14 protein-coding genes are annotated in these 12,892 nt (G+C 72.1%); 6 read left to right on the top strand and 8 right to left on the bottom strand.

Translation table 11 applies throughout. The annotated features are described in order from the left end of the window. Positions 1-81: 81 nt before the first annotated feature. Genes WFI16_RS23020 through WFI16_RS22995 form a run of 6 tightly spaced genes read left to right on the top strand, consistent with a single transcriptional unit; the run spans position 82 to position 5,440 of the window. Positions 82-1,104, top strand: coding sequence for a hypothetical protein (locus WFI16_RS23020; RefSeq protein ID WP_419900197.1), 1,023 nt, complete (start codon positions 82-84; stop codon positions 1,102-1,104). After that, the gene (locus WFI16_RS23015) at positions 1,101-2,048 is read left to right on the top strand and encodes a hypothetical protein (protein WP_419900196.1); all 948 of its coding nucleotides are present in this window, start codon (positions 1,101-1,103) and stop codon (positions 2,046-2,048) included. The genes WFI16_RS23020 and WFI16_RS23015 overlap by 4 nt, the downstream gene beginning before the upstream one ends. Next, positions 2,045-2,773: an amidohydrolase family protein gene (locus tag WFI16_RS23010; protein WP_419900195.1), complete on the top strand. Its 729-nt coding sequence runs from the start codon at positions 2,045-2,047 to the stop codon at positions 2,771-2,773. Before WFI16_RS23015 ends, WFI16_RS23010 begins: the two co-directional genes overlap by 4 nt. Beyond that, positions 2,770-3,441, top strand: coding sequence for a class I SAM-dependent methyltransferase (locus WFI16_RS23005; RefSeq protein ID WP_419900194.1), 672 nt, complete (start codon positions 2,770-2,772; stop codon positions 3,439-3,441). The genes WFI16_RS23010 and WFI16_RS23005 overlap by 4 nt, the downstream gene beginning before the upstream one ends. 5 nt (positions 3,442-3,446) lie before the next feature. After that, the gene (locus WFI16_RS23000; protein ID WP_419900193.1) at positions 3,447-4,208 is read left to right on the top strand and encodes a hypothetical protein; all 762 of its coding nucleotides are present in this window, start codon (positions 3,447-3,449) and stop codon (positions 4,206-4,208) included. Then, entirely contained in the window at positions 4,205-5,440 is a 1,236-nt protein-coding gene (locus WFI16_RS22995; RefSeq protein WP_419900192.1) for an ATP-grasp domain-containing protein, read from the top strand. The genes WFI16_RS23000 and WFI16_RS22995 overlap by 4 nt, the downstream gene beginning before the upstream one ends. 3 nt (positions 5,441-5,443) lie before the next feature. Here the strand turns inward: WFI16_RS22995 and WFI16_RS22990 are convergent, their stop codons facing one another. The 8 genes from WFI16_RS22990 to WFI16_RS22955 form a co-directional block, all read right to left on the bottom strand. Further along, a complete protein-coding gene (locus WFI16_RS22990; protein ID WP_419900191.1) occupies positions 5,444-6,613 on the bottom strand; it encodes a DUF1217 domain-containing protein in 1,170 nt (389 codons plus the stop codon). Beyond that, positions 6,610-6,927, bottom strand: coding sequence for a hypothetical protein (locus WFI16_RS22985; protein WP_419900190.1), 318 nt, complete (start codon positions 6,925-6,927; stop codon positions 6,610-6,612). The genes WFI16_RS22990 and WFI16_RS22985 overlap by 4 nt, the downstream gene beginning before the upstream one ends. Positions 6,928-6,997: 70 nt before the next feature. Further along, complete coding sequence (locus tag WFI16_RS22980; RefSeq protein ID WP_419900189.1) at positions 6,998-7,507, bottom strand: flagellar biosynthesis repressor FlbT; 510 nt, start codon at positions 7,505-7,507, stop codon at positions 6,998-7,000. Continuing rightward, on the bottom strand, positions 7,507-7,986 hold the full coding sequence (locus WFI16_RS22975) for a flagellar biosynthesis regulator FlaF (protein WP_419900188.1): 480 nt from the start codon (positions 7,984-7,986) through the stop codon (positions 7,507-7,509). The genes WFI16_RS22980 and WFI16_RS22975 overlap by 1 nt, the downstream gene beginning before the upstream one ends. Positions 7,987-8,107: 121 nt before the next feature. Next, entirely contained in the window at positions 8,108-9,850 is a 1,743-nt protein-coding gene (locus tag WFI16_RS22970; RefSeq protein ID WP_419900187.1) for a flagellin N-terminal helical domain-containing protein, read from the bottom strand. 164 nt (positions 9,851-10,014) lie between these two features. After that, positions 10,015-12,036, bottom strand: coding sequence for a tetratricopeptide repeat protein (locus tag WFI16_RS22965; protein WP_419900186.1), 2,022 nt, complete (start codon positions 12,034-12,036; stop codon positions 10,015-10,017). 3 nt (positions 12,037-12,039) lie between these two features. Next, complete coding sequence (locus WFI16_RS22960) at positions 12,040-12,423, bottom strand: hypothetical protein (RefSeq protein ID WP_419900185.1); 384 nt, start codon at positions 12,421-12,423, stop codon at positions 12,040-12,042. Then, positions 12,420-12,773 (bottom strand): rod-binding protein, encoded by a 354-nt coding sequence (locus tag WFI16_RS22955; protein ID WP_419900184.1) that lies wholly within the window; start codon positions 12,771-12,773, stop codon positions 12,420-12,422. Before WFI16_RS22955 ends, WFI16_RS22960 begins: the two co-directional genes overlap by 4 nt. Between the last annotated feature and the right edge of the window lie 119 nt (positions 12,774-12,892).

The raw sequence follows: 12,892 nt of genomic DNA, 5'->3' as shown, positions 1-12,892 counted from the left end.
AAGCCAATCTTTACCGCTGCGCCCTAGAAGGAAGGAGAGCAGGCGCCGCGCGATGGCGCCCCACAGAAGGTGGGTGCTGCAATGTCCGACTTCCGCGCGATCCGCATCATCGACTGCACCCTGCGCGACGGCGCCTATCGCCTGCCGAACGGCTTCTCTGCCGCCGAGACGGCCCGCATCGCCGCGGGGCTGGAAGCCGCCGGCATGCTGGTGGTGGAGCTCGGCCACGGGCTCGGCCTCGGCGCCCCGGCGAAAGGTCTCTCCCCCACAGGCGACAGCGACGAGGCTTATCTGCGCGCCGGCCGCGGCGCGCTGGAGCGGGCCCGCATGGCGGCGCTGGCCATTCCCGGCATCGCGGCGCTCGACGACCTGCGTCGCGCGGCCGATCTCGGCCTCGAGATCCTGCGCATCGGCATCGACATCCTGCGTGCCGAGGAGGCGCTGCCCTATCTGGCCGAGGGCCGCCGGCTCGGGCTCGAGACCCATGCCAGCCTGCTGAAGGCCTCGATGGTCGGGCCGGACGGCTTCGCCCGCGCGGCGCTGCGCATGGCCGAGGGCGGCGCGCAGCATATCGGCCTCTATGATTCCGCCGGCGCCCTGCTGCCCGCCCAGGTCGCCGCCATGGTCGCGGCGGCGCGGGCCGAGGTGGCGGTGGGTCTGGCCTTCCACGGCCACAACAATCTGGGCCTGGCCATTGCCAACAGCCTGGCCGCGGTCGAGGCCGGGGCGGCGACGGTGGATTGCACGCTGCGCGGCGTCGGCCGCAGCGCCGGCAATGCCGCGACCGAGGTCTTTGTTCTGGCCGCCCGCCGCGCCGGGCTGGTCGTCCCGGGCGACTTCGTGGCGCTGGGCCGGATGTCGCAGGAAGACATCCTGCCGGTCTTCGGGCCGATCGAGATCGCGCCGGAGGAGGCCGGCATGGGCTTCGCCGGGCTGCATTCCGACGGGCTGGTGCTGGTGCGGGAGGTGGCGGCGGCGCGCCGCATCGCGCCGCTGACCCTGCTGCTGGCCCTCGCCGCCCGTCCGCCCGTCGCCCGCCTGACGCGGCAGGCGGTGGAGGAGGCCGCGGCGCCGCTCGCCTCGCTGTCTGCGGCCCTGCCGTGACACCGCTGCCGGCCCTGCCGCCCGGGCGGCTGCTGCTGCGGCCGCTGCCGGGCTGCTGGTGGATGGCCGGCGGGCTCGGGGCCTTCTGTCCGCTGCTGGGCCCGGACGGGGCGCTGCGCCTCTATGTCGGCGGGCGCGACGCCGGCGGGCGCACGCATATCGGCCGGCTGGATTTCGACGGACCGCCCGAGCCCGGTCGGGCACCGGCCCTGCGCGGGCTGCTGGGCCCGCTGCTCAGCCTTGGTGCGCCGGGCTGCTTCGACGCCGATGGCACCGGCTATCCCTGGCTGGTCGAGGCCGGCGGGGAGATGCGGATGTATTATGTCGGCTGGCAGCGGCTGGCCGGCGCGGTGCCCTTCCGCAACCAGATCGGCCTGGCCGTCAGCCGCGACGGCGGCGACAGCTTCTTCCGCTTCAGCCGCGCCCCGCTGCTGGCCGCCAGCGATGCCGAGCCGATCGGCCACGGCTCCTGCGCCGTGCAGCGCCAGCCCGCGGGAGGCTGGCGGATGCTCTACACCAGCTTCCTGGAATGGGCCGAGGCGCCGGAAGGCGGGCTGCGGCACCGCTACCAGTTGCACACCGCCTGGTCGCCGGACGGGCTGGACTGGCAGCGCGGCGGCGAGGTCGCCGTGCCGCTGGCCGATGACAGCGAATACGCGCTCGGGGCCCCGGCGCCCTGGGGTGGGGGCGATGCGCCCGAGCGGCTCTTCTTCACCGCCCGGGGCGATCGCTATCGCCTGTTCCTCGGCACCGCCGAGACGCCCGGCCGCTTCCGTCGCCACCCCGGTCCGGTGGAGATCCCGGCCGGCGACTGGGACGACGCGATGCAATGCTATCCCCGCATCCTGCGCGCCGGCGGCGAGGATTTCCTGTTCTATGCCGGCAATGGCTATGGGCGGACCGGCATCGGCTTCCTCCCACTGCCGCGGGGCTGGGGCGCATGAGCTTCTTCGACAGCCATGGTGGCGGACGGCCGCAGGCCTATGCCGCGGCGCTGGCGGCGGCGGGTGGCAGCGGTGGCTGCCTGCAGGGCCTGCCGGGCGTCCCGCCGGCGCTGCTGTTCGAGGCGGCGCGCGACCTGCCCGGCCTGCTGCCCATCCCTGCCTGGCCCGGCGCCGGGGCGCCGCCGGCGGCGACGCTGGATGCCTTCCAGGCGCTGGGCGCCGCCGGGCTGCACCTGCATCCGCGGCGCTGCGGCCCGGCAGTGATGCAGCAGCTGCCGGAGATCTTCCGCGGCGCCGCGGCGCGCGGCCTGGCGGTGTTCTTCTGCACCTATGCCTTCGCCCCCGCCGGTCAGCGGCTGCCGCCCGACCCGCTGCCGGCGCTGGGGGAAGCCCTGGCCGCGGCGCCGACGCTGCGCCTGGTGCTGCTGCATGGCGGCGGCGTCGACCTGCTGCGCCATGCCGAATTCACCCGTGCCAATCCGGGCGTGCTGTTGGACCTGTCCTTCACCCTGATGAAATACGCCGGCAGCTCGATCGACCTCGACATCGCCTTCCTCGCCAGGACCTTCGACCAGCGCCTCTGCCTCGGCTCGGATTTTCCGGATTATGCGCCGGCCGATGTGCTGGCCCGCCTCGATGCGCTGGTGCCCGACCTGCCGCCGGCGAAGCGCGCCAATATCATCGGCGACAATCTGCGCCGGCTGCTGCGGCAGGGCGCTGCATGACCCCCCGGGAAAAGGCCGAGAGCCGCGCCCGCTATGCCGCGCGGCTGCAGCGCTTCGGCCATGATCCGCGCAGCCTCGGCTGGGACAAGCGGCAGCACCGGCTGCGCTATGCGGCGCTGCTCGATCCCTGGCCGCGGGCGGGGCTGTCGCTGCTCGATGTCGGCTGCGGCTTCGGCGACCTGGCCGGCTTCTGCGCGGCCACCGGACGCGACCTCGCCTATACCGGCATCGACCTCTCGCCCGAGCTGATCGCGACCGGCCGCGCCGCCGCCCCCGGCCGCGACCTGCGCGTCTGGGACTGGGAGGTCGATGGCGCGCCGGGGCGCTTCGACGTCATCCTGGCCTCCGGCCTGTTCCACCACCGGCTGGATGACAGCGAGGGCTTCATCCGCGACATGCTGCAGCGCTTCCGGGCGGCGGCGATGATGGGCTTCGCGGTCAATTTCATGTCGACCACCGCCGAGCGGCGCTACCCGCATCTGCATTACGCCGACCCGGCGGCGATGCTGGCGCAGGGGCTGGCCCTCTCGCGGCGGGTGCTGCTGCGGCACGACTACATGCCGTTCGAATTCACCCTGGTCGTCGACCTGCGCCAGGACTTCTCCCCGGCCACCTCGGCCTTCGCCGGCTTCGAGGCGCTGGTCGACCCGCCGCCTTCCGAGGAATGACGCCCATGCTCTTCGAGATGGATCCGCTGCCCCTGCTGGAGGCCGATGCCGGGCGCCGCGCCGCGCTGCAGGCGCGCCTCGACGGCCATGAGGTCGGTGTCAGCCGTGGCGTGGTCGCGCCCGCCCTGGTCGAGCGCCTGACCGCCTGGCTGGCGGGCGTCGGCCGCGCCTCGCTGCCCAATTACGTGCCGCTGCGGCCCGGGGCGCCCAATGCGCACCGGGTGAATCGCTGGGACGAGCGTTCCTTCGTCCGCGCCAACTACCACCAGTTCTCCTTCAATCCCTGGAACCAGGATCCTTTCGACATCTTCCGCCTGATGGCGCCGGTCTTCCGCCTGCGCAACCTGCTGGCCGGGGCGCCGCCGGAAAAGTATCTGGGCCGCGCGCCGGAAGACGGCAGCATCGCCCGCATGCTGTTCCACTTCTACCCGGCGGGCGAGGGCTGCATGAACCTGCACCGCGATCCGGTCGGGCCGCATCAGCTGGCGGTGCCGCTGATGGCCATGTCGCGCTTCGGCGCTGACTATTCCGCCGGCGGGCTGGTGCTGCAGGATGCGGCGGGCGTGCTGCGCGCCGTCGATGCCGCGCTCGCCCCCGGCGACGTGGTCTGGTTCCATCCGCAGCAGCCGCATGGCATCGAGACCATCGATCCCGACACGCCCAGCGACTGGCTGTCCTTCCGCGGCCGCTGGTCGGGGGTGTTCGCGGTGAACAAGCTGCAGGGCGAGGCCTCGATCGCCGACGCCGCCGATCTGGGCCGCGGATGACGCCGCCGCGCCTGCTGGTCCTGGGCGCGGCGCTGGGCCAGGTGCCGCGCATCCGGGCCGCCCGTGCGGCCGGCTTCTTCACCGTGGTGGCCGACGACCTGCCGCAGCCGCATGGCTTCGCCGTCGCCGATGCGGTGCTGCGGGTCGCGCCGGACGACCTCGAGGCGCTGGCCGCCGGCGTCGTGGCCCTGGGCGGCATCGACGGCATCATCGGCAGCAATGAGATGCAGGCGCTGGCGGCGGCGCGTCTCGGCCAGCGCCTGGGGCTGCGGGGGGCCGCCGATCCGGCGGTGATCGCGCAGGGCCTGAGCAAGCTGGCGCAGCGCCAGGCCTGGGCGGCGGGCCGCTGGGCCGTGCCCTTCGCCCTGATGCCCGACCCGGCGGAGGCAGCGTCCCTGGTCGAGGCCCTGGGCGGCTATCCGATCGTGCTGAAGCCGGCGCTGAGCCAGGGCGGCTCGCGCGGGGTCAGCCGGGTCGCCGCAGCCGAGGCCCTGGCCGGGGCGCATGCCTTCGCGCAGGCCGGCGGGCTGCCGGACAGCCCCGTCCTGGCCGAGGCGCTGCTGCCCGGCGCGCAATTCTCGGCCGAGGCGGTGCTGCGGGGCGGCGCGGTCCGGGTGGTGGCGGTCGGCCGCAAGGTGAAGTCGCCCGAGCCCTACTGCGTCGACCTGGCCGTGCATTACGACGCGGCCGCCGCCGCGCTGCGCGGCGAGGCCGAGACGATGATCGCGTCGCTCTGCGCCGCCCTGGGGTTCCGCGATGGCAGCAGCCATGTCGAATTCGCGGCCACCGCCGCGGGGCTGCGCCCGATCGAGCTGGCCATGCGCTGCGGCGGCGGGCTGACGCCGCAGCTGGCCGGGGCGGTCGGCGGCGCCGATCCCTTCCTGGCCGAATGCCGCCGCGCCTGCGGGCTGGACGCTCCCCTGCCGCCGGCGCTGCCGCTGCAGGCCGAGGCCTGCTTCCGCTTTCTGCTGTTCCCGCCCGGCCGGGCGGTATCGGCCGAGATCCCCGCCGCCGTGCGCAGGCATCCCGGCGTGCTGGCCTCGGAGATCTTCCTGCCGGAGGATGGCAGGATCCTGCCGCTGCAATGGACCTCGCAGCGCAGCGGGCTGCTGGGTGTGGTCACGCCGCCGGGCGGCGGCGCCGTGGCCCTGGCCGAGGAGCTGGCAGCGCAGATCCGCCTGACCTATGCCGATGGCCGCTGCCTGCCGCCGCTGCCCTGCCCGCCGCGCTGAGGGTCAGCGCGTCATGACCGTCGAGAGCAGGGCGGCAGCGGCGCTGCCATCGAAGCTGTCGCGACCCCAATAGACCGGCTGCACCAGGCTGGCCATGCCGTTGCTGGCGAAGGCCTTGGCTTCCTCGATGCTGCTCTGCGCCACATAGCGCTCGATGATCTTGCCGAGCTTGGCCGGGTCCTTGAAATCGGCGAGGTTCATCCGCTTTTCCAGGATGGCCTTCTGCCGGTCGACATCGATCTGGCCGAAGCTGTCCGGCAGGCCGAGCGCCGCCTGCACCACCGTCGCCAGGTTGCGATCGGCGATGACGCTGTACCAGTTGGAGATCTGCGGCAGCAGGCGCTTGGCATAGACGGCGCGGCGCAGGCTGTCGGAGCTTTCGCCCAGGCTCTCCTCAAAGCGGGCCTGGGTGTATTTGGCGACGATCCCCTCGATGGTGGCACTCTCGACCACCTTGGTCCCGCCGCTGCCCGGTACCCGCTTGCTGCCGGCGCTTTCCGACAGAAGATAGGCGCGCGCCGAACTGTCGGGGTCGGCGATGAAGGTGAAGTCCCCCTTGCCGCGGCCTTTCGCATCGCTGAAGATGATCTTCACGCCAAGGGCCTGGACGGTGATGTCGGGCTGCCCGCCATCGGCTTTCTGGAAGGCAGCCTGCAGCACGGCGGCGATGTCGGTGCGCCTGGTCAGCCCCTCGAGATTCACATTCTCCACCTTCACCCCGCCCATGGTGCCGGAGAAGCTGGTGAAGCCCTGGCCGTTCCGCACCCCTTCCATCTGCAGCGTCGTGCTGGAGAGAACGGCGGGGATCTCCGGGATGCTGATGCCGCCGTAGTTCAGGTCAGCCGAGATCTGCCGGTAGCGGTAATCCACCATGCGGGCCGCGACCGAATTGTCATCCTGCGGGTTGCTTTCCAGCACCTTGCGCATCAGCGCGTCGAAGCCGACCTGCTTGTCCAGCCCATAGGCCTTCAGCACCATGGTCTGCAGCCGGCGATCGGCCAGCAGGTCCTGCGCGGTCAGCTTGGTCGGCAGCTTCTCGCGCAGATAGGCGAGATCGCGCTGCAGCACAGGATCCTTGGTGAAGGCCTTGAAGTCGGCCGGGGTCTTGTTCTGCAGCAGCTTCCATCCGGCCAGGCCGGTCGGCACGCCCAGGGAGACGGCGGCAACGCTCATGCCTCGGTGGAGAGATGCGTGACCCCGCCCTCCTCGTCGCTCGGCTGGTAGCCGGCGGGCAGGCGCAGGATCACCCGGTCGGTCTCCGGATCCCGCAGCTCGGAATAGAGGCGCATGGTTTCCGCATCGAGGCGCACGTCGAAGCTGGGGCTCGGCGGCGTCACCTGCTTCTGCCGCTCGGGCACCTGCAGCTCGGTGCTGGCGGGTGACGGATTGGTGGCCTCGCGCTCCTCCGCCTCCAGCCGTGCCGTGTTCTTGGCGGCCGGTTCGGGCGGGGTCGCCTGCTTCTTCACCGATTGGGTGGCTTCGATCATGGGGTGGCTCCTGGGTTCGGCTTTGGGCCGGGTCGTCGAGGGTTCTCCCGCAAACGTCAGGCTACACGCGTCAGGAAATTTTCGCATCCGGCGGCGGGTGCCTCAAACTGGCCTCCTTCAGCGCAGCCACTTCGGCGGCGGAGGCCTGGGGCGGCCGCGGCGTGCCGTCGCGGCGGAAGCGCTGCGGCGGGTCGAGTTCCAGCAGCACCGATTCATACATGACCAGATCGCGCAGCGCGGCGAGCGCCCGATAGGTGTTGCCGTGCCGCATCTGCTGCTCCGCCTCGTCGAGCAGCACGGTATGCTCGCTCTTGAGGAAGACGCCGCGCAGGCAGGCGATCTGCTCGAGGAAGGCGTCGATGCTGCCCAGCGAGGATTGCGCGTTCAGCAGCACGTTCTGCGCGGCGAAATAGGCGCGGCGCACCGGCGTCGAGGCATCCTCGGGCAGCAGCACATCCTTCTCGCGCACGATCTGCGCCTTGGTTTCCACCATCAGATAGGCGCGGCGGTCGCCATTGGTCACGACCGCGCCATTGATGAACAGCCTTTCGCCGGGGGCCAGCTTGAGGATCAGCGACATCAGCCAGGTCCTGTCCCGCCGGCGGCGCCGGCCCGATCGGTGGGGGCGCGCGCCGGGGCGGCACGATCGGGCTTCAACCCGGCCATGACGGCGCGATTGACATCGCAGAGGGCGCGCGGGCTGCGGCCGTCGCGCAGCACCCGGTCGCTCTCGGCGAAGACCCAGCGGGTGAGCGAGAGCAGGCGCGCCTTCAGCACCAGATCCCAGCCATTCTCCTCGCTGGCGAGATCCGCGGCGAAGGCGGTCCAGACCATGCGGTTCTCATGGATGGCGGCGGGCAGATCGGCGGGGCCGGCCTCGGCCAGGCCGGTGGCCTCCAGCAGGGCGGTGGCCCTGGCGAGGACACGATACTCGATATCCCGCGGGTTCTCCGTCCCCCGGATGACCGAGCCATAGGCCGTGGCGGCGCCACGCGGCCGGTGCAGGGGCCCCATGGGAAGGCCGTCGTGAGGGACGCTTTCTTGGGCGGCGGTCAGCATCGGATTCTTCCTCGGTCACCTGAGGACCCTTCGGGGCCAGCCGATCGGGAGCCGGTCTTCCGGCCGGCTCCCGCCTCAGCGAGGCGGGGCGCGGCGTTGCGCCGCGCCCCCCCCCGTCGGCTTAGCGGAAGAGCGCCAGGATGCTCTGCGGCGCCTGGTTGGCGATGGAGAGCGCCTGGGTGCCCAGCTGCTCCTGCACCTGCAGCGCCTGCAGCCGCGCCGCCTCTTCCGACATATCGGCATCGACCAGCGCGCCGAGACCGGTGGTCAGGGTATCGACCAGCTTGTCCAGGAAGTCCTTCTGCAGGTCGATCCGCGTGCCGGCGGTGCCGAAGGCGGCCGCCGCATTCTCGACATCCACCGTCGCCATGTCGATCTTGTCGAGCAGGGTCTGGTAGTCGGTCTTCGAGGAGTTGAAGTAGAAGAGCTGATCACCGAGGCCCGAGGCGCTCAGGATCGACAGCTTGCCGGTGACCGTGTCGACGAAGACGCCGAAGCTCTCGCCCGAGACCGCGTTGGTCGTGGTCGTGGTATTGGTCGCCGAGACGAAGTCCGCCGTCGCCGCGGTACCAACGCTCTCGCCGGTCGCCGCGACATTGGTCGCGCCGGTGGTCAGCGCGTTCTTCAGCGCCGTGGCAATGTCGATGCCCGAGACATTGGGGTTGGTCACCTCGCTGGCCGCGACAGCGATGACATAGACGTTGTTGTTGTTGCTGTAGGCGCTGTCGCCGACCAGCAGCTGGCCGGTGGTGTAGTCGTCGGAGACCACCTTCAGCTTGTAGATCGCCGTCTCGGCCGCATCGTCATTGGTCAGCGTCGAGGCGATCTTGATCTCGAAGGTGTCGCCGAGCTGCAGCGGCGTATTGGTGAAGGTCACGTCGAGCCGGCGCACGCCGCCATCGAGCGAGGTCACGCCCGAGAAGCCGGTGCCGATCGAGCCGGTGCCGGCCGACATGCTCAGCACGCTGGAATAGGTGGTGGCGGCGGAGACGGTGGAGCCGAAGGCCTCGACCGAATCGCGATCCTTGGCGCTGATGCTGATCTGCGTGGTCGAGAGGGTGGTGCCGGCGGTGTAGATGCGATCGGCCTGGAACAGCGCGCTGAAGCCCTTGTCGGCGTTCAGGTATTCGACCAGCGTCTGGATGTCGGTGATGTTCTTGCCGACCTTCACCGTCAGCGTCCGGTCGGTGCCGGTCTTGTCGATGTACTTGAAGGCCAGCTCGTTGCCGTTGTTGACGCCGATCGTCGAGCCCACCGTCAGGGTGATCTTCGCCGTGCCGTCATTGGTGTTGACGAAGGTCTGGTCGGCGCGCGACAGCACCGTCAGGTTCTTCAGCGATTCCAGCGTCGAGCCGTCCTCGATCGCCAGGTTGCGGCCGACCACATTGGTATAGGCCGCGGTCGAGGCGCCGTCCTGCTGGTTCACCGAGGTCAGCACGCGCTGCGTGTCGGCGTTGTTGACCAGGTTCACCCCCTTGAAGGAGGCGGCGCCGGCGATGCTGCTGATCTGCGCCAGCGCGGCGTCGATGTCGGCCTGCACCTGCGCCTTGTCGACCGCCGGGTTCTGCGCCGAGCTGACCTTGGTGCGGATGGTCTTGACGAGATCGGCGATCGAGGTCGCCGCCGTCTCGGCCGTCTTCAGGATCGAGGAGGAGACCGAGAGATTTTCGCTGACCTGCTTGTAGTTGGCGATATCCGACCGCATCGAGGTCGCCACGGCCCAGGTCGCCGCATTGTCCTTGGCGGTGGCCACCTTCAGGCCGGTGGAGATGCGGTTCTGGGTGTCCAGCAGGTTCCGCTGCGTGACCTTCAGCGACTGCAGCGCCGTCAACGCGCCATTGTTGGTGAGGATCGAGCTGACCATGAATTGCGCCCTTCGAGGGTTCCGGTTCCGGGAAGCGCCTTCTGACGCGGCTATCGCGGCGAACAGGCCCATTCCGGGCGGCAGCGACGACTGTTTTTAGCATCGCCGGAAATCCCGCCACAAGACTGATTTGTGCCGGATCGCCCGTGCTTCAGACCGCAGGCTCAGGCGTTTCGCGCAAGCCGATCAGGCAGGCCGGCGGCGACGCGGTGCAGCAAGGCCGGCCAATCCTCGTCATGGCGGCGGCGGTGCAGGGCGAGGGTCGGATACCAGGGGGTGTCGCCGCGTTCGATCTGCCAGCGCCAGTCCGGCGCCAGCGGCAGCAGCAGGTCGCAGGGCACGCCCAGCGCGCCGGCGAAATGCGCAACCGAATTGTCGATGCTGACGACATGGTCCATGGCGGCGACCTGGGCCAGCGCCGCCTCGATATCGGCCCGCGGATCGACCGCCGCGTCGATCTGCAGCGCCAGCCCGGCCGCCGCCGCCTCGGCCGCCAGCGCCGCCGGGTCGCCATATTGCAGCCCGACCCAGTGCAGGCCCGGCACCGCGAACAGCGGCGCGAAATCAGCCAGCGGGATGTTGCGGCGATAGCCGCTGCGCGGATGCGCGGTGTACCAGGACAGGCCGACCAGCTTCGCCCCCGCCGCCGCGCCGGCCGCGTAGCCATTCCGCAGGGCGGCCCGGCGGTCCGGGTCGGCGCGCAGATAGGGGCGGCTGCTGGCGAAATCCGCCTCCCGCCGGCGGAACAGCCGCGGCAGGCTGGCCATCGAGATCTGCGCGCGGATCTCCGGCGGCGGCGGCGCGCGATGCAGGAAGCGCAGCTGCGGGAAGCTGCGCAGCAAGGCGGGCTCGAACCGGCGGTCGCAGATCAGCGTCAGCCGGTGCCCGGCGGCCAGCACCTGCGGCAGGATCGAGCAGAACATCACCTCGTCGCCGATGCCCTGCTCGCGCCAGACCAGCACGCGGCCTTCGTCCGGCAGCGCCGCGCCATCCCAGGCCGGCAGGCCGAAATCGTAGTGCGCGTCCGCCTCCTCGCGCACGCGGCCCTCATAGGCGTCCCAGCCCTCGGCGTAATGGCCGTGCAGCAGCAGCAGCCGCGCCAGGTTGGTGCGCGGCAGGGCGTCGTCGGGCCGCAGGGCGGCGGCGCGGCGGGCGAGCGGCAGCGCCTGTTCCGGCCAGCCCTGCAGCGCCAGCAGATTGGCCAGGTTGGTCAGCGCCGCCGGATCCTCGGGCTGCAGCGCCAGCGCCCGGTCGAGGGCGGCGCGGGCGGCGTCCAGCTCGCCCTGCTGCCGGTGGAGATGCGCCAGGTTGTACCAGGCGTCGCAATAGTCCGGGCGCAGCGCGGTGGCCTGGGCGAAGGCCGCAGCGGCCGCCGCCTGGCGCGCCGGGTCGCCGCCGCATTGCAGCGCCAAGCCCAGCCCGAACCAGGCCTCGGGCTGGGCCGGTTCCTCTTCCAGCAGATGGCGCCAGACGGCCTCGGCCTCCGGCCAGCGTTCCTGCTCCTGCAGGGTGATGGCCAGGTTGGCCGTCAGGCCCGTGGCGATGGCGCCCGCGGCGCGGGCGGCGCGGAGGGCGGCCTCGGCCTCGGCCCAGCGCTCCTGCCGCATCAGCGACAGGCCGAGATTGTAGAGCGCCTCGGGATGCGCCGGCTGCTCCGCCAGCAGCGGGCGCAGCGCCGCCTCGGCCTCGGCGGCGCGCTTCAGCAGCAGCAGCGCATGCGCCAGGTTCAGCCGCGCCGCGGCAAAGCCCGGCCGGCGCGCGACGGCGGCGCCGAAGGCCTCGGCCGCGCCTTCGGCATCGCCCTGCTCGGCCAGGATATTGCCCAGGTTGAACTGGCTCTCGGCCGCCTCGGGCTGCAGCGCCACGGCGCGGCGGCAGGCCGCCAGGGCCTCGGGCAGCCGGCCGAGCGCACGCAGCGCCATGCCCAGGTTGCGGTGGTACTCGGCCGCCCCGGGCCGCAGCGCCACGGCCCGGCGCAGCGCCGCGACGGCGGCGGGATGCTCGCCGCGCTGGTAGTGCAGCAGGCCCAGCAGGTTCTGCGCATCCGCCTGGCGCGGGTCGCGGCGCAGGATGGCGCGGTAGAGCGGCTCGGCCTCGCTCAGGGCGCCGGCCTGGTGGTGGCGCATCGCCGCCTGCAGCAGCACGGCCGGCGGCGTGGCGGGAAGGGCACGGGCGGCGGGCGGCACGGTTCAGGCGGTCCGGTCGAGGCTGGCGGCCAGGGTATGCCGCAGCGGCCGCCGCCGCGGCCCCTCGGCCGGGCCGTAGAGGCCGGGATCGGCGGCCTGCTGCAGGTCCTGCCGCAGCCGCTCGCGCAGGCCCTCCAGCGCGCCGGCGACGGCGCCGAGCACCATGGCGTTCTCCTCCGCCGCGCGCATCATGGTGCGCAGCGCGGCGCGCTCGGCCTCGTCCTGCGGCGCCCCGGCCTGGCCGAGCACCTCGGTCAGCGCCGCCAGGGCCTGGCGCTTCTCCTCGATCAGCCCGTGCAGCGCCGGCAGCGCCACCTGGCGGGCGGCGGCGGCCTCCTGCTGCAGCGCGCGCTGCAGCCGGGCGGCGGCCTGCGCGAGCGCGCTCATGGCTGCACCGCCTGCCGGGGACGCGGCGGCGGCGGGGTGGCGCCACGCTCGCCGGACCGGGCGGCGATGGCGCGCTCCAGCACGCTGCCGAGGCCGAGGCCGCCGCGCGCCACCAGCGCCTCGCCCAAAGCCTGGTCCATGAAGCTGTCGAAGGCGTCGCCGCCAGTGCCGCGGCCGCCGATCCCCTCCTTCTGCGGCGGCCGCGCGGCGCGCAGCAGCTCGGCGGCGAAGCTGGCCTCCAGCTGGCGGGCCAGGCGGCGGGCCTGGCCGGGCCCAGGGGGGGCAGGCGGACCGGCGGACGGGCGGGGGACCGATCCCTCGACGGCGGCATTCTGCGTCACCGGCTGCATGCGAATGAGCCTCCCGCTCCTGCGATCGTGATTCGTGGCTGCATCACGCCGGGACGTTAGCAGGGCATCAGGAAATTTTCGCATAATGTCGGCCGCGCCGGCCTCCAGAAGGGACGGCT

Source organism: Roseomonas sp. USHLN139, assembly GCF_037145735.1.
GTDB lineage: Bacteria > Pseudomonadota > Alphaproteobacteria > Acetobacterales > Acetobacteraceae > Pseudoroseomonas.
This window is presented reverse-complemented; position numbering and strand designations above follow the sequence as displayed.